Genomic DNA, 16,371 nt, shown 5'->3' with positions numbered 1-16,371 from the left:
TGTCGATTTTTATCATCATCGTGTAGGTTCTGGCGACGCCTTGCGGCTCCGCCGACCGCCCCATGACGATCTTCCCCGAGCGAGAGCGGCGGCCGGAGGCGTACGCGGCCAACCTCGCGAACGGTCTCCTTCGGGCGATCAAGATCAACAATGGACCTCCGTCAATCCCCGATCCGTTCCCAGAACGCGTTCTCACTCAAGATCCGGGCAGGCCCCCTTACGCACCGCGTAAGCAGCGGCGCGCGGCGAAGAGGGTCTTCGCGCGTCCGGTGGATGAGCGTCAGGCCGTTGAGGTGTCGTATCAGATGGTTCGCGCCCCTGTCGTCTGCCGCCGGGGCGAGATCCGGGCACGCCGGCCGAGCCTACGACCATGACAAACGCCGAAGATGGCTACGCTTCCTCACCGTCATACCGGTCATCGCCCGACGGGGTGGGTGGCACGCCTGGCCGGTGATTCGGGGCCCGGAATCCAGCGGGCCGCACGACGGGCGAGGCCAGGCTGGTGCATTGGCATACGGGACGGTTTATACTCGTTTTCTTAGCGCTATCGCACGGAAAAGCGCAAACGCCCCCAGCTAAAAGGAGCGTATCAAGGAAATGTCGAGCCGTCAAGTGTCAAGCCCTCAGATCGAAGCCGAGCAGTCCCATATCACCATGCTGTACTGCCACCTCGACGAGGCGCGTGAGCGGGCCGAGACCTCTCTGAAGGAGGCGCACCGCAGTCCCGGTGTCGGCACCGCTCGGGGCATGGTCGAGCGGGAGATGTTCTCCGGTGAGTACGCCAGACGCCTCGCCAGGCTCAACGGGGTGGAGCACGGCCTGTGCTTCGGCCGGGTCGACGACTCCGGAGGCGAGACCCTCTACATCGGCAGGATCGGGTTGCGCGACGGCGACGGCGAGCCGGTCCTGATCGACTGGCGGGCCCCCGCCGCCCGCCCGTTCTACACCGCCACGCCCGGCAACCCGGGTTCGCTGGTACGGCGCCGCCACCTGCACACCCGTAACCGGACCGTGGTCGGCGTCGACGACGAGGTGTTCGACCTCGATCGGATGAGCGACGCCGACCGCCGGTCGCTGGTCGGGGAGGCGGCGCTCCTGGCGACGCTGCGCCGGGCGAGGACCGGCAAGATGAGCGAGGTGGTGGCCACCATCCAGATCGAGCAGGACCGCGTGATTCGCTCGGGCCTGCACGGGACCCTCGTGGTCCAGGGCGGTCCCGGCACCGGTAAGACGGTGGCCGCGCTGCACCGCGCCGCTTACCTGCTCTACACGCACAGGGACGTCCTGGAGCGCAGGGGTGTCCTGATCATCGGGCCCAACGACCTGTTCTCCCGCTACATCGAGCAGGTGCTGCCCTCCCTCGGCGAGAGCGACGTGGTGATGACCACGCTCGGGCGGCTCTATCCGGGCATCGCGGCGACGGCGGAGGATGACCCGTCCCAGGCTGTGATCAAGGGTGACCTGCGGATGACCGAGGTGATGGCGAGAGCCGTACAAGATCGGCAGCGGGTCCCCCAAGGGGACCTCGAGGTCAAGATCCCCGCTCGGACGTCGGTGCGCGGCGGCAAGGAGGTCGTGGTCGACTGGACGACGCTCCGCGTGGACCACGGCACCTGCGTCATCGCCCGCGACCGAGCCCGTACGCTGCGCAGCCCGCACAACGAGGCCCGGCACGTGTTCGTGCTCGACATGCTGCGGGCGCTGGCCACCGCCGAGGCCGAGCAGTACGAGCGGCTGACGGATGAGGAGGAGCTGGGGGTGGTGCTGCCCGACGACGGCGACTCGTGGCTGGAGCTGCCGCCGGACGAGGAGGAGATGCGGGTCGACGAGGAGGAGGCGCTGCGGGAGGCGTGCCGGGTGCTGTGGGAGCAGCCGACGGTACGGCAGGCGATGGACGAGCTGTGGCCGATCCTCACCCCGGAGCAGCTGGTCGGCGAGTTGCTGGCCGACTGGGAGGCGATGCTCTCGGCGGGCCTGGACGCCGGCGAGGCCGGGGAACTGCTGCGTCCGCCGGATGCGCCCTGGACGGTGGGTGACGTGCCGCTGCTCGACGAGGCCGCCGAGCTGCTCGGCTCCGACCTGACCGGCGATCAGGAACGGGATCGGGCCAACGCCGCCGAACGGCGCGACGAACAGGCCTACGCCCGGGACGTGCTGACCTACAACGACGACTTCGAGATCCTGGACGAGGCCGGGGCGAGGCTCGGCGACCTGCTGGACGTCGGCACCCTGGCCGAACGCCACCACGACCGCGGCCCGGCACTGACCACCGCCCAGCGCGCGGCCGCCGACCGGACGTGGGTCTACGGTCACGTGATCCTCGACGAGGCCCAGGAGCTGTCGGCGATGGCCTGGCGTTCGGTCATGCGGCGCATCCCGACCCGCTCACTGACCGTGGTCGGCGACATCGCCCAGACGGGATCGGCGGCGGGCGCCCGTACCTGGGAAGAGGTGCTGGCTCCCTATGCCGAGGACCGCTGGCGCGAGGAGCGCCTGATGATCAATTATCGGACCCCGGCCGAGATCATGGACGTGGCCGCCGACGTCCTGCGCGCCGTGGCTCCCGACCAGGTCCCCCCGCAGTCGGTCCGCACCGGCGAGACTCCGCCGCGCGCCATCCGTCAGACGTCGCTCGACTTCGCGGACGTGGTGGAGTCCGAGCTCGCCGCGATCGGAGAAGGGCGGCTGGCCGTCATCGTTCCCAACGCGCGCCATACCGGGTTCGCCGAGGTCGACCTCGAGGCACCGGTGGTGGTGCTCACCGTGACCCAGTCCAAGGGGTTGGAGTTCGACGCCGTCGTGGTAGTGGCTCCTGACGAGATCCTCGCCCAGTCACCCAAGGGGGGTCACGATCTCTACGTGGCGATCACCCGAGCCACCAAACGCCTTGCCGTGGTGCACGAGGCGGAGCTCCCCGACATGCTCGCCAAACTCATCCGGTGACGGCTCTGGGAATGAATAGGGCTGGGTGAAAGGTCCCGCATCGACCGATAGGTGCTGCGGTGGAAAATCGTTCGCTCGGGGCGGGGCCCGCGCTGGGATGCCGGTGAGACAACCGCACCGTCGGCCGGTGCGGGGCGATCAATGGATGCCGCGGATGGTTCCGCCGTCGACCCGCAGCGTGGTGCCGGTCACATAGGCGGCGAGGGGGCCGCTGAGGTACAGAACGGCGGCGGCGATCTCTTCGGCCCTCCCCAGGCGGCCGACGTCGTTGGGCACCAGTTCTTCGATCGCGTTGCGTTCTATCTCCTCCCAGGTCTCGCCCCAGCCGCGGTCCGGGGCGAGGTTGGTGATGTACTGCCGGGCGTTGTCGGTCAGGATGGCGCCGGGGGCGACGGCGTTGGAGGTGATCCCGCTGCCCTTCAGGTGGCGGGCCAGCGAGACCGTGTAGTTGTGGCGGGCGGCCAGGGTGGCGTTGTAGTGCGGCAGGTCGGCGGTCGGCTGTAGACCGAGCCCGCCACCGATCTGGATGACGCGGCCCCAGCCGCGCTCGTGCATCCGGGGCACCACACGCCGGATCATGCGAATGCCGGAGATGACATTGAGCTCGTAGATCTGGCTCCAGTCCGTCGCGGTGGCCGTTTCCCAGTCGCGGTGGGGGGCGGCGCCGACGTTGTTGACCAGGATGTCGATCGGCCCACCGGCCAGCGCGGTTTCGGCCACGGAATCGGCGTCGTCGTCGGTGGTCAGGTCTCCGAGGGAGACGACGGCGCTGCCGCCGGCCGCCCCGATGGCGTCGGCGACGGCCTCGGTACGAGCCCGGTCGCGGCCGTGCACGACCACCTGGGCCCCTTCGGTGGCCAGGGCCTTGGCGATCGCCTCGCCGAGGCCGGAGCTGGAGCCGGTGACCAGCGCGCGCTTACCCGTCAACTGAAGATCCATGGATGTCCTCGCAAACAATGTTCAGGTGCCGGAAACATCGGTCACCTCATATCTACGCTCGTAGACTTACGTCTTACTATACACTTGTAGACATGGTTGACAACACCGCGTCCGGCGCTGACCGAGCACAGCCGGAGCACCGCCCACCGGCCAAGCGCCGACGCGACGCCACCGCCACCCGGCAGGCCATCCTGGACGCGGCGATCACCGCCTTCACCCGGCACGGCTACGACGGAGTGGGAGTACGCGACATCGCCCACAGCGCGGGCGTGACCGCGATGCTCATCAACCGCTACTTCGGCTCCAAGGAACAGCTGTTCGCCGAGGCGGTCGACGTGGCCAGCGCCCCGCGTACGGTGATCGCCGGTACGGGCCCGGAACTGGCCGGCGAGAGCGCACGGGCGCTCGTGGCCAGGACGGCGCCGGAGGCGGAGGAACTCGGGCCGTTTCTGATCATGCTGAAATCGGCGCCCAACCCCAGAGCGGCGCAGATCATATGCGAGGCGATCGAGCGACATCCCGGACGGCATCTTCGCGAGGAACTGTCCGGCCCCGGCGCCGAAGTCCGCGCGGAATTGATGCTCGCCATTCAGGCCGGGGTGTGGCTCATGCGCAACGTTCTCCGCACGACGGCGCTCGCGGAGGCGGAGCCGGAGCAGCTCGCTCAGCGGATCGAATCGCTTTTCCAGACACTCACGTCCAGCGCCCCCGAGTCCCCCGGAACGGCACCCCCTCGGAGTGCTCAGCGCTGAAGTGCGGCCGAGGCGGCTAGTACTCCAGTGACACTTTGGGATCATGGTTGGTGTCTGCGCTAGTAGTGGCATCGGCGGGCGGTGGCTTGATGGTGCCGTCGCCACCGTGACCAGTGCAGGACCTCCTCGACCCGGCGGGGCAGGGCGAGCACGAGTACGGCCAGCAGACGCCGGATCTCAGGCATGGTGAGTGGGACGTGTTCCTCGTCGCTGTCGGATTGGCCTGCGGTGAGGGCAGCGAGGAATGCCAGTGCGAGCATGGCCAGGGTGATGTGCCGGTGCCAGCCGGTCCAGGTGCGAACTTGGCAGCATAGTGGTCCAGTCCGACCTGACCTTTGTTGGAAGGACTCCTCCACCGCCCACCGAATCCCTGCGATGCGTACCAGCCTGAGCAGCGGCTGAGGGGTGGGTGCGTAACAGCGGTAGAAGGCCTGCTCGCCGGTGGTGAGATTGCGGCGAATCAGCAGCCAGCGGTAGCCGGACTCATGGGTGTCGATGCGGGCCCAGGCCCAGGCGTAGATGCGTGGCCCCTTGGCACCATTGCCGGCGCTGTAGCGGTGCCAGTGCCGATCCGCTGCGGCGGCGATCTGCTCGGCCGTCTGGTCGGACCCATCCAGGATCACCCGTCGGTTCCCGGCGATGGCCAGGACGTACCCCAGTCGCTGCTCCTCCAGGAACGCACGCAGCTTCGGGTCTTGACCGTAGACCTCATCACCGCTCACCCAGCGGGCGCCCACCCCGGACCCCAGCGCAGCGGCGATCATCTGCGCGGCCAGGGCGGGTTTGGTGGCGAAGGTGACATCGCCGGGAACCGCAGCGGCCCGGCACCGGCCGGGATCGGCCAGCCATGATTGTTGCGGCAGGTATAGGCGCCGGTCGATCAGCGCTCGTCCCCGAGTGGTGGCATAGGCAAGGAAAACGCCCACCTGACTGTTTTCGATCTTTCCTGCGGTTCCGGTGTACTGGCGTTGAACTCCTGCCGAGCCGGTGCCTTTCTTGATGAAGCCCGTCTCGTCCACGATCAGCACACCGGTATCGCCCAGGTGCTCGATCACATAATCGCGCACGTCATCGCGGACGGCCTCGGCATCCCATCGTGCGCTGCGCAGCAGGCGCTGCATGGCCTGCGGGCCTGGCCTGTTCGGCCAGGCTCCAGCAGTTCTTCCGGTCGATGTCGGACAGTAGGCCACGAACGTAGGCGGTGGCCGGACGACGGGGTTCGACCCGTCCGAAGTGGCCGGCGATCCGGCTCATCAGGTCATTGAAGGTGACCATCCAGCCGTCAGGATCTACGCTGCCGGCCACGGCCATCACGCGATCTTTAGATGTCTTCACAGACTCCGAATGATCACGCAATGGCCTTCATCATGCGACCACCACGCCAAGATCGCGAGTGTCAGCGCGGGTATCACACAGCCGCTGATGGGACGCATGGGATGGCGGAGTTGGGGTCGGTACCGGCGAAGGCCAGCCCGATAACGAAACCCGCGACCTCCTCAAGCTGGCGAACGCGATCCAGCGACCCCAGCACGGCCGGGACTCCGCCGACATCACGGACCAGTTCGCCGACAACGCGCAACGCTTCCGGATCGTCACCGCACATCGCCACCGTGACAGGGGGTTCGCCAGTGGCGCGAGACCCCGTCCACTGATTGGAGGGAAACATGTGGAAGGCTTTCACGACGTGCGCGCCCGGAGACAGCCTGGCGATCCGCTGCGCCATCGCCTCGCCGGGTCCGGTCAGCACCACGCCCACGCCGTGCTCGACGGCGTTCGTCGGATCGATCAACGCAGTTCCCTCCAGCGAGCCGTCAGCTGCGCCCGCGCTGCGCAGCATGTCCTCGGCGCCCTGCCATGACACCGCGAGCAGCACGGCATCGCGATCCGCGATGGCCTGGCGCGGCGTGACGGCGCGCGCCCTCCAACCCAGCCGATCAGCGAGCTCCTGCGCCTTGGCCGGAGATCGCCCGGCGACGGTCAGCTCATGTCCGGCGCGGGCCCAGCCCTCGCCGAGTGCCGCCGCCAGCATTCCCGTGCCCAAAATTCCGATGCGCATCCGCGTACCCCTCTCATGCACTCGCGCACTCGCGTCAAGCGACGATCGTCTGGTGGTCACGGTAGAGAAGCCGTTACGCACCGATCGGTGTGTAACGAACAGGCGATTATGCTTCGGCGAGAGGAGCGATCAGGACATGGATCGAGACGAGTTCGTGGCGGATTGCCGTGTGCGTGCGGCCACCGATCTGTTCGCCCACACGTGGGATTCTGTGGTCCTGGCGGCTCTTGCCTCTGGGCCGCGTCGACGGCGCGAACTGCGCGACGCCATCGGCGGCATCAGTGACAAGGTGTTGACGGATGCGTTGCATCGCCTGCTTGCAAACGGGCTGATCGACCGCCGCGCACATGCCGAAGCCCCGCCGCGTGTCGAGTACGCCCTGACAGGCTTGGGACAGAGCCTGGTCGACGGCCCGATGAAGGCCCTCGGACGTTGGGCGACTGAGCACGGTGACAAGCTTCTCGACGCTCAGGAGAAGTCCGCGCGGAACGTCATCGAAACGCGTGTCGACCAACCATGATCCCAAAGTGTCACTGGAGTACTAGAGGTCGGCGTTGCCCAGAGCGTTGTCACGCGGACGGTTGAGTGTTCCGGCTGGTGTCGTGCTCGACATGCACGCCGCTCCCACGACAGCCGACGTACTGCTGACGCCGCCCGTCAGCCCCCAGTTGGCCGCAACCGGTTCCCGGCTTCGACGGCGGCCGCGGCTGTGCCGGAACCCCGGCCCGGTCGTCGCCGGGCCGGGTTCCGTCGTCCTCCGTGCCGGTGCGGTCAGCCGCGGTAGAGCGGGTTGGCCACCTCGACCTCGTTGATCTGCTCACCGGTGAGTACGTCGAACGCGCGCACCACCGTCCGGTCCGGGTAAACGGCCATGGTCAGCACGCTCGGCGACTCGGGCCGGTCGGTCATCGAGTCCTCGTCCCACGGGTTGTCCGGGTTCGGGCCGAACTCCATCGCCAGCGCCCCGGTGTTGATCGCGGTGAAGCCGTCCGGGTCACCGCCGGCGGTGCGCACCCGCACCGACCAGTCCCGGAGGTACGGCGACCAGTGGCTGTGCCCGCTCAGGGAGATGACGTTGGGGTAGTGGCCGATGATCTGCTCAAGCTGCTCGACCCGCGGCCCGTTGCCGTAGAACTCGCCGTACGTGCCGGAGACCGTCCAGGCGAACGGGTTGTGCCCCATCACCACCACCTGCTTGTGCTGGGCCGACCAGTACGCCAGCCGCTGGGTCAGGAACGCCACCTGCGCGTCGCTGATGTCCTGCTGCTTCGGGTCGGTACCCGTGCCCTCCGCGCCGACGACGATGATCGGCACCCCGCCCACGACCTTCTCGTAGTACGGCTTCGAGATCTTCGCGCCCCACTTGTTGGCGAACGAGACGAAGTTGTCGACCTGCTGCTTGCGGGGCAGCACCGAGCTGCGCACGTCGTGGTTGCCGATCGCGGGCAGCAAGGTCGGCAGGTGCTTCTGAGCGGCGAAGATCGAGCTGACCTCGTCGTACTCCTGGACCTGCTGTTCCTGGTTGTTCTCCTTGGGGCCGCTGATCACGTCGCCGGCGAGCAGCATCGCCTCGGCCTTGGGGGCCTCGCGGTGCAGCAGGTCGAGGGCGCCGTCCAGGTACGGCAGGCCCTCGCCCTGGACGTCGCTGAACACCTGGAGCGTCGTCGCCTTCGCCTTGCCCGGCAGCGGGGCCAGCGGGGTGCGGACCACCACCTCGTCGACGGCCCAGAAGAGCTGGGGCCGGTTGCTGGTGTAGCCGAAGCGGAAGACGGCGGTCTTCGCCCGGTTCGGCACCTCGACCTTGAGGACCTCCTGGCCGGAGATCACGTCGCCGCCGCCGTTGGCGCTGATCCGGGCGGCCGAGTAGCGCAGGATCTCGGTCTCCGCCCCGCCGTCGAAGGACACCGTCACCCGGCCGACGGCCTTGTGCGCCTGCCGGTAATGCGAAGAGAAGACCAACTCGAGCTCGCGCTGTCCGGAAACCGGCACGCCGGGGCTGGTCATCGTGGTGGTGACCGGGTTGGCCGCGTCGACGGCCGCGCCCTTGGCGGCCGCGATGCCGTTGTCGGCGACCGCGATCACGCCTCGGGACCGGGAGAACTGGTTGCGCTGGTCGAGGAAGCAGCGCGGGTCGAGCGGAGCGTCCTGGTCCGGGTCGCAGCCGACGCCGGCCGGCGTGGCGGCGGCGAACCACGCGTCGCGCTCGGTGAACCTCCAGCCGCGCCAGTCGGCGGCCGTGCCGTCGGTCTGGACCGTCCAAGCGGCACTGTTGGTGTCGAAGTCACCGCGCCAGATGGTGTGCTGGCCGGTGGCCGGCCGGCCACCGGACTGCGCGGGCATGGCCTGGGTGGAGACGGTCTGCGCGGTGGCAGCCCCACCGGCCGAGATCAGGGCCACCAGCGTCGCCGCGGCGGCGAGCAGGCAACGGGTACGGGAAGTGCGAAGCGACACGTCATCTCCATGGAGAAGGAACTGATGGCCACAGCCTGTCGACTATGATCAACCTTCCGGTGAACGCTGCGCTCCTGCTCGCCGTCGGCGCGATGAGGTTCGTTTGACGTCATTGGAACGTGACATCGGCCGGCTTGGCGGGATACCTCGAATCTTCGATCCCCCCGAGGCCGCGATGCGCCCGGTCTCCCTCCTACGGCCGGGCGGCGTCATCGTCTCCGTCGCCACCGGCCGGGGAGCAACGGGGAGGCCTCCGTCACCCGCTGGGCGAGAGGCTTCAGCGGGGCGGGGTCACCCCGTTGAACCAGTTCTGCGCGGCGACCGCGGTGTCGTGTTCGCGCTCGCCGGCCACGGTGATGCGTTCGAGGGCGGCGATGTGGTCCCCGGTGAGAGAGAGGCCGGCGGCGAGGCTGTTCTCCTCGAAGAACGCCAGCCGGCGGGTGCCGGGGATCGGGACGATGTCGGGCGCCTTGGTGAGCAGCCAGGCGAGGGCGACCTGGCCGGGGGTGGCGTCGAGGTCGGCGGCGATGCCGCGGACGACGTCGACGGTCGACAGGTTGCGGTCGAAGTTCTCCTCGGAGTACCAGGGCATGCCGCTGCGGTGGTCCTCGTCCTTCAGGTCGTCCCGGGAGGTGATGGCACCGGTGAGGGCGCCACGGCCAAGCGGGCTGTACGGCACGACCCCGATGCCGAGTTCGCGGGTGAGCGGGAGGATCTCGGCCTCGATGCCCCGCTCCCACAGCGACCACTCGGTCTGGAGCGCGGTGATCGGATGCACGGCCGCGGCCCGGCGGATGGTGTCGGGCGCGGCCTCGGAAAGGCCGAGGTGGAGCACCTTTCCCTCGGCGACGAACTCGGCCATGGCGCCGACGGTGTCCTCGATCGGGATCGTCGGGTCGACACGGTGCTGGTAGTACAGGTCGATGTGGTCGGTACCCAGGCGCCGCAGGGAACGCTCCAGTCGCTCGCGCGCGTAGGCGGGGCTGCCGTCGATGCGCGCTTCACCTCCGCCGAACGGGGCCGAGACGATGCCGAACTTCGTCGCGACGACGAACTCGTCGCGGCGTCCGGCGATCGCACGGCCGATGATCTCCTCGCTGGCCCCGTACCCGTCGGCGGTGTCGATCATGGTGACACCGAGCTTGGCGGCACGGTCGATGATCTCCCGGGCCACCGTGTCCGGGTCGTACTCGCCGTTCTGGCCGTAGGGGTTGGCGAAACTCATCGCGCCGTAGCCGATCGCTCCAACCTCGAGACGGTCGGGCCCGAGGAATCGCGTGGTGATGCTCATGACCAGGTCCTTTCGGGCGTGCCGACATGTCCTCATTTGAGGACTTGCCTGCGCGCAGGTATGTCTTCAATTGAGGACAAGCATAGTCCTCAGGTGAGGACAACGGTCAAGGGGGCCTGGAGCTCGCGCCAATCGGCAGGGGCTCAGGTGCGTTCCACGTGCTTCAACCGTTGTCGATCGCGATCTTCTTCGGCTGGGTCGTGCTGGCCGTCGGCGTATGGCGGGCAGGCGTGCTGGGGATCGTCAGGTCCGTCGCCCTGGCATCGATGAGCGCGCTGCCGATCGGCGTGCTCAAGGGCACGGGTCCGATGTCGATCGTCGCCACTCTCGGCTTGTGCGTCGCGCTGGTGCCGCTGGGGGCTCGCATCCTGAAGGACGGGCCCGCGCCCAGGTGGTGGGCTTATCCGCTCGCGCTGGGCGTGGGCACCGCAGCCGTGCTCCTCGGCATGGCCGGTTGACGGCCGAGATCGACGGCGACCACTTCTTCGAGGGCGTCCCCGGACATCCGTAGCGGTGATCACCAGCGAACCACCCGGAAAGTCACCGACGCCCGGGCTCGGCGAGGGGCAGGACTTTTCCTGCGGGCATGACCTCGCGCGGTGATGCAGGCGTCACCACGGTTGGGCGGCCGGCGTGACTGACGGGGGCGCGCGGGCTCGGTTCGATGGTGGGTGAGTGTCCCATCCAATCCAAGGAAGAGAGCCCTCCATGTCCGATGTCACCCGCCGCCGTTTCCTGACCGTGTCAGGGCTGGCCCTCGCCGCGTGGACCGGCTCGGCGATCCCGGCAGCCCGGGCATCCGGCGACGCCCGCGTCATCGCCGAGGAGCGCGCCGGCCCTCGGCTGGTGGACCTCACGATACGGTCATCGGCGCTCGCCGGCACCGCCAAGGTGCGCCTGCTCACGCCCGACGGCTGGCGGCCCGGGATCGGGCGGCGGTGGCCGGTGCTCTACCTGCTGCACGGCATGGGTGACGACCATACGAGCTGGACGCGGGACTCCGACGTGTCGGAGCTGCCCCAGCTGCGCGACGTGCTCGTCGTCATGCCCGACGGCGGCGCCGGCGGTTACTACACCAACTGGTGGAACCTCGGCGCGGGCGGGCCGCCCGCATGGGAGACCTTCCACCTCGACGAGGTGCGGCGGCTCCTGGAGCGCGGCTACGGCGCGGGCACCGATCGGGTGGTCGCGGGCCTCTCGATGGGCGGCTTCGGAGCGGTGTCCTACGCGGCCAGGCGGCCCGGCATGTTCCGCGCCGCCGCGGCGTACAGCGGCCCCGTCCACCTGTCGCACCCGCGTTACGTGAAGCTCTTCGAGGACGCGTACGCGGAGGTCGGCGACGCCGTTCTCGTACTGTGGGGACATCCCGTGCACCAGCGGGAGATCTGGCGGGCCCACGACCCGTACGCGCTGGCGGGGAGGCTCCGGCGGATTCCCGTCCACCTCTCCTGCGGCGACGGCCACCCCGGCCCGCTGGACCCGCCCGGTGAGCCGTACGACGACCAGGAGAACATGCTCCACGACATGAACCGCTCGCTGGCCGCCCGCCTCACCGCAGCGGGCACGCCGTTGACCACCTACTTCTACCGGGGCACTCACGCCCCTCGCTACTGGGAGCGGGAACTGCACCGCTCCCTGCCCATGCTGCTGCGTTCCCTGCACCGGTGACCGGGAGGCGGGCAGGTGGTTCAGCCGTCGAAAAGCATGGAGCCCGACGGTGACCGTCCGTGCTCTCTCAGCCGGCGTGAAGGATCCGAAAGCGATCGGGCTCCGCCGGATCTCGATCAACGACGTGGATCGGCGCCCACGCCCATTGCCAAACGCCGATGCCTGGCGTGCGGGAGAACCGAATCTGCCCGCGGGTGCCTTCGACTGCGACGCGCGGCCAGGATTCGGCGATGCGCGCCCGGTCCGTGCCGTGAGAACGCAGCACCTCGGCGAGGACGGCGACCGTGTCGTAGCCCTCGAAGGCGACGAAGGAGGGCGCTTCGGCCAGCCGCTCGCGGAGGGCCGTCTCGACGCGTGCGCCGAGTGGGCTGAGGCGCTCGGGCAGGTAGCGCAAAAACGGGATCGCGGCGCCGTCGTCACCCAGTGACGTCGCCCATTCGGCGAACTCCGGTTGCCCGGCCGGAGCACCGATCATGATCTCGGCGAGGCGCCGGTCGCGGCGGACAGACCCGACGATCGGCACCGCCGGCTCCGGGTGGCCGACCAGAAGAAGGAGGGCTGTCGCGCGATTGTCGACGAGCTCGTCGCACACGGCCGTGGGGGCGAGCGCGCGCATGTCGAGTTCGATGACGGTGCCGCCGCGTGGAGCGAGGTAGTCCCGCAGAATGCGGGCCCCGGACGCCCAGTAGACACTCGGCTCGGCTGCTACGGCGATTCGACGGTGCCCCGCGCCGAGGAGGAAGTCCGCGTAGATCTGCCAGCCGTGGGACTGCGCCGGGGCGAGGCGCGCGACCCATTCCGTTGGCTGTTCGGTGAGCGCGTCGAGAACCGCTGACGAGCAGAGGAACGGCAGGCCGAGGGCGTCGGCCCTGGCGGCGGCGGCGCGAGCGACGACGCTGTGATACTCCCCCGCCAAGGCGGCCACGCCCAGGCGAGCCAGTTCGTCCACGGCCGCCGCGGCCCTCTGTGGATCGGCCGCGGTGTCTCGGACCACCAGCTCGAGTGGTCTTCCGACGATCCCGCCGGCGTCGTTGACTTCGCGAACGGCCAGCTCGAGTCCAGCGAGCAGGTGCCGGCCTGCCCCGACCCAGCCAGGCCGGGTCAGCGGAACGAGAGCACCGATCTGGACGGCTGATCCGTCGGTCCGCTCCACGCCAGGCGGCGATGGTGGCGTATTCATGCGGTGGCATCTCCCGTGCGACGATTCGGTAGCAGTATGCCCGGATCGCAGAGCGGCAACGGCCTCGGCACCCTTTCGACTGTCACGGGTGTCGGCAACGTCCGTTTCAACGGTCACCGTCCGTTGACCGGTGCGAGCCGGTGGCGGCCGCCGGTTCGCCGTGTCCGTCACGACGACCGTTCCTGACACCCGGGCTCCCGTTCCGTCGATGGTCAAGAACATCGAGACGTAGTAGCCCCCGTGACATCACACTGCTTCAGGCAGGGGCGGTGTGGCCTTCGAACGTACTCTTCGGCATCGCCCCCCTCCCTCTCCAACCGGGAAACCCTCTGCGAGCCGGTGCCCGACAACCAGGCAGATGTGGCGCAGGTTTTCCAGCGGTCATCTCCGAATGTCATTTACAGACTCGCAAAAACCCCGTAACCCTCGCAGGCGATCACGCACGATCTGATTCGGGCCGTACATGCAAAAACCCCACCAATAGCGGATGTAAATACCGCTGGGGCATTGTGCTCGAAGGGAAAAACATGCGCTTGCACGCGCGGGCCAGGACACGGGCACTCATCGGAGCCGTGACTGCCGTGGTCGTCTCCACGACGCTCTTCGCCGGACCCGCCCACGCCGACCCACCCGTATCGGGAACCGGTGAGGACGGCGCCTGGTCGATCGAAACCGTGGAGGGCGGCTACAAGGTCACGCTTCGGCTCGCCGAGCCGCTCCCGGTGCGGGACGCCATACCGGAACTCGCCGTCGACGGCGCCTCGCTCGGCCCCGCCGTGGAGTCGCCGGACGGTACGACCCTGACGATCACCACGTCCGACCCCGACGCCTCCGCGGCGGCGTCCGTCAACGTGGCCTGGAACGGCGAGGTCCCCTCGGAGGCCGCCCCCACCGCGAAGATCGCCCCCAGACCGGCGCCTCCGCTGCCGAAGAAGCCGGGCGCCTCCCCTCCGCCGATCGACCCGGCGGCCCCCGGGCCCTACACGGTCGTCCACGACGAGTACAACCTCGGCGACACCGCCATCACCTTGGCGGGCCTCGGCGGCAGGCAGGCCGAGATCCGCGCGAAGGTGTACCTGCCGAAGGAGGCCACCGGCAGGCTCCCCCTGGTCGTCTTCCAGCACGGCCGCCACTCCTCGTGCTACAACCCCGTCACGCGCCAGACGTCGAACAGCACCTGGCCGTGCCCGGCCGGGCAGCAGCCGATCCTCAGCTTCACCGGGTACGACGGCCCCGCCGACGTGCTCGCAAGCCACGGGTACGCGGTCGTGTCGGTCAGCGCCAACGGCGTCAACGCCGCCGACAATCCGTTCAGCGAGGACCGGGGCGCTCTCGCGCGTGGCGAGATCGTCATGCGCCACCTCGACCTGCTCGCCGACGCGACGAAGGGCACGGGCGACGCCAAACTCGTCGAGCTTTTCAAGGACCGTCTCGACATGGACGACATCGGCCTGATGGGTCACTCACGCGGGGGTGAGGGCGTCGTCAAGGCTGCGCTGCTCAACGCCGGGCGCCCCAAGCCGTACGGGATCAAGGCGGTTCTCCCGCTCGCGCCCACCGACTTCGCCCGTGCGACCCTGCCCAACATCCCGATGTCCGTCTTCCTGCCGTACTGCGACGGGGACGTCTCCAACCAGCAGGGCCAGCACTTCTACGACGACTCCCTGTACGCCTTCGAGAAGGACGAGGCGTTCCGCTCCTCGCTCATGATCATGGGAACGAACCACAACTTCTTCAACACCGAGTGGACACCGGGCGTGGCCGTCGCGCCGGCGTCCGACGACTGGAGCAACCGGAACGACCCGGTGTGCGGCAGCACCGCCGCCCCCGGCCGGCTCACCCCGGCCGAGCAGTACGCGGTGGGCACGGCGTACATCGCCGGGTTCTTCCGTCTCGTCCAGGGCGGGGAGCACGAACTGCTCCCGCTGTTCGACGGCAGCGGAGCCGTTCCGACGTCCGCCGGGCGTGCGGTCGTCCACACGGTCGCGCAGGCCGAGGCCGACAAGCGCGTCGACGTGGCTCCCTTCACCTCGCCGTCGTCGTCCTTCACGGTCTCGGGCGCGGCGACCGGCGTGATCTGTGCCGGCATGCTGGACCGCTCGCCGCAGAGCGGCGTGCCCACCTGCGCCACCAGGCTGACCACGTCGCAGGCCCCGTCCTGGACACCCGCGACGTACGCGGGGAACGTCACCGCCACCCCGGTCCTGCGGTTCACCTGGACCGACACCACCGGCGAGGTGAGCGCCCCGCTGCCCGCGGGGTCGTGGAACGTCAACGGCTACGACGCGCTGACCTTCCGCACCGCCCTCGACGAGAACGCGACGGGGAACGTCGACCTGGCGGTCACCGTCGTCGACGGTCGCGGCACGACCGGCACCGTACCGGTCTCCAGTGTGAGTGACGCCCTCACGCCGTTCCCCGGCACGGCCTCGCCGCTGCCCAAGGCGTGGCTGCGGACGGTGCGCGTCCCGATGTCGTCTTTCGGCGAGGTCGACCTGCGTGACGTGCGAGAGGTCCGCATCACCGGCGCGAGCCCGACCGGCGGCGTGTACCTGGGCGACCTCGCGTTCTCCGACGTCCGCGTGGGCAAGGCCGAGCTGGACGAGCTGCCCCAGGTCTCGCTCCAGGGTCTCACCGTCCCCGAGGGCGACGGTCCCGGCGTCGCCACCATGACGCTGACGCTGTCGGGGCGGAGCAAGAAGCCGGTGACGGTCAACGTCCAGTCGATCACCAGCGGCACCGCGCCGGTGATCACGGCGCTGGCCCGGCAGGTCGTCATCCCCGTCGGGGCCAGGTCGGCCACCTTCCAGGTGCCGATCGTGGGCGACACCGTACCGGCGACGGCCGAGCAGTCGTATCAGGTGGTCGCGTCCGTGCCGACGAACGCGACGATCGGGAGCGGCTTCACCCGCCTCGTCGTCACCGACGACGACGCGCTCTGATCTCGACGGGTACGGCTCGCCGGCCGTACCCGTCGCCGTGAGGCCGGCCGATGCTTCGAGCCCTGCCCGGCGGTGAACACGAAGACCGGACAACCCTCGCCGACGAGCCCCAGGGCTCGTCGGCGAGGGTTTTCCGGTGTCGGAATCGG

At 69.1% G+C, this 16,371-nt stretch carries 11 protein-coding genes and 1 pseudogene; 6 read left to right on the top strand and 6 right to left on the bottom strand.

All coding sequences use genetic code 11. The features are described from left to right. Nucleotides 1–597 precede the first annotated feature (597 nt). On the top strand, nucleotides 598–2,943 hold the full coding sequence (locus DKM19_RS20905) for an ATP-binding domain-containing protein (RefSeq protein ID WP_110697606.1): 2,346 nt from the start codon (nucleotides 598–600) through the stop codon (nucleotides 2,941–2,943). Between the two features lie 138 nt (nucleotides 2,944–3,081). On the opposite strand, the gene DKM19_RS20900 is transcribed toward DKM19_RS20905, so the two are convergent. Beyond that, the gene (locus DKM19_RS20900) at nucleotides 3,082–3,882 is read right to left on the bottom strand and encodes an SDR family NAD(P)-dependent oxidoreductase (RefSeq protein ID WP_110697605.1); all 801 of its coding nucleotides are present in this window, start codon (nucleotides 3,880–3,882) and stop codon (nucleotides 3,082–3,084) included. Between the two features lie 92 nt (nucleotides 3,883–3,974). Between DKM19_RS20900 and DKM19_RS20895 the strand changes: the two genes are divergently transcribed. Continuing rightward, complete coding sequence (locus DKM19_RS20895) at nucleotides 3,975–4,634, top strand: TetR/AcrR family transcriptional regulator (protein WP_204358902.1); 660 nt, start codon at nucleotides 3,975–3,977, stop codon at nucleotides 4,632–4,634. A gap of 59 nt (nucleotides 4,635–4,693) precedes the next feature. Here the strand turns inward: DKM19_RS20895 and DKM19_RS20890 are convergent. Beyond that, a pseudogene (locus DKM19_RS20890) lies at nucleotides 4,694–5,888 on the bottom strand (IS701 family transposase). 154 nt (nucleotides 5,889–6,042) lie between these two features. Beyond that, a complete protein-coding gene (locus DKM19_RS20885) occupies nucleotides 6,043–6,711 on the bottom strand; it encodes an NADPH-dependent F420 reductase (RefSeq protein WP_369990578.1) in 669 nt (222 codons plus the stop codon). A gap of 115 nt (nucleotides 6,712–6,826) precedes the next feature. On the opposite strand from DKM19_RS20885, the gene DKM19_RS20880 reads away from it, so the two are divergent. Further along, nucleotides 6,827–7,210 (top strand): helix-turn-helix domain-containing protein, encoded by a 384-nt coding sequence (locus DKM19_RS20880; protein WP_110697601.1) that lies wholly within the window; start codon nucleotides 6,827–6,829, stop codon nucleotides 7,208–7,210. Nucleotides 7,211–7,461: 251 nt separating this feature from the next. On the opposite strand, the gene DKM19_RS20870 is transcribed toward DKM19_RS20880, so the two are convergent. Further along, nucleotides 7,462–9,141 carry a metallophosphoesterase gene (locus tag DKM19_RS20870; protein ID WP_110697597.1) on the bottom strand — a complete coding sequence of 560 codons (1,680 nt, stop codon included), beginning with the start codon at nucleotides 9,139–9,141 and terminating at the stop codon, nucleotides 7,462–7,464. A gap of 277 nt (nucleotides 9,142–9,418) precedes the next feature. Further along, nucleotides 9,419–10,432 carry an aldo/keto reductase gene (locus DKM19_RS20865; RefSeq protein ID WP_110697595.1) on the bottom strand — a complete coding sequence of 338 codons (1,014 nt, stop codon included), beginning with the start codon at nucleotides 10,430–10,432 and terminating at the stop codon, nucleotides 9,419–9,421. A 158-nt stretch (nucleotides 10,433–10,590) separates the two neighbouring features. Here DKM19_RS20865 and DKM19_RS20860 point away from each other — a divergent pair, with 158 nt between their 5' ends. Both DKM19_RS20860 and DKM19_RS20855 read left to right on the top strand, forming a co-directional pair. Beyond that, nucleotides 10,591–10,890, top strand: coding sequence for a hypothetical protein (locus DKM19_RS20860; protein WP_162641645.1), 300 nt, complete (start codon nucleotides 10,591–10,593; stop codon nucleotides 10,888–10,890). Nucleotides 10,891–11,140: 250 nt separating this feature from the next. Then, entirely contained in the window at nucleotides 11,141–12,100 is a 960-nt protein-coding gene (locus DKM19_RS20855; RefSeq protein ID WP_110697591.1) for an alpha/beta hydrolase family protein, read from the top strand. A 67-nt stretch (nucleotides 12,101–12,167) separates the two neighbouring features. Here the strand turns inward: DKM19_RS20855 and DKM19_RS20850 are convergent, their stop codons facing one another. After that, nucleotides 12,168–13,253: an ABC transporter substrate-binding protein gene (locus tag DKM19_RS20850; protein WP_239514357.1), complete on the bottom strand. Its 1,086-nt coding sequence runs from the start codon at nucleotides 13,251–13,253 to the stop codon at nucleotides 12,168–12,170. A 554-nt stretch (nucleotides 13,254–13,807) separates the two neighbouring features. On the opposite strand from DKM19_RS20850, the gene DKM19_RS20845 reads away from it, so the two are divergent. Then, nucleotides 13,808–16,222: a hypothetical protein gene (locus tag DKM19_RS20845; RefSeq protein WP_162641644.1), complete on the top strand. Its 2,415-nt coding sequence runs from the start codon at nucleotides 13,808–13,810 to the stop codon at nucleotides 16,220–16,222. Nucleotides 16,223–16,371: the final 149 nt, after the last annotated feature.

This window comes from Streptosporangium sp. 'caverna', assembly GCF_003203775.1.
Lineage (GTDB): Bacteria > Actinomycetota > Actinomycetes > Streptosporangiales > Streptosporangiaceae > Streptosporangium > Streptosporangium subroseum.
Note: the sequence above shows the minus strand (reverse complement) of the source record. Positions and strands in the feature narration are given on the sequence as shown.

Coding starts and splice junctions, on each gene's coding strand:
- DKM19_RS20905 (WP_110697606.1), top strand. CDS start 598: ATGTCGAGCCGTCAAGTGTCAAGCCCTCAGATCGAAGCCGAGCAGTCC.
- DKM19_RS20900 (WP_110697605.1), bottom strand. CDS start 3,882: ATGGATCTTCAGTTGACGGGTAAGCGCGCGCTGGTCACCGGCTCCAGC.
- DKM19_RS20895 (WP_204358902.1), top strand. CDS start 3,975: ATGGTTGACAACACCGCGTCCGGCGCTGACCGAGCACAGCCGGAGCAC.
- DKM19_RS20880 (WP_110697601.1), top strand. CDS start 6,827: ATGGATCGAGACGAGTTCGTGGCGGATTGCCGTGTGCGTGCGGCCACC.
- DKM19_RS20865 (WP_110697595.1), bottom strand. CDS start 10,432: ATGAGCATCACCACGCGATTCCTCGGGCCCGACCGTCTCGAGGTTGGA.
- DKM19_RS20855 (WP_110697591.1), top strand. CDS start 11,141: ATGTCCGATGTCACCCGCCGCCGTTTCCTGACCGTGTCAGGGCTGGCC.
- DKM19_RS20845 (WP_162641644.1), top strand. CDS start 13,808: ATGCGCTTGCACGCGCGGGCCAGGACACGGGCACTCATCGGAGCCGTG.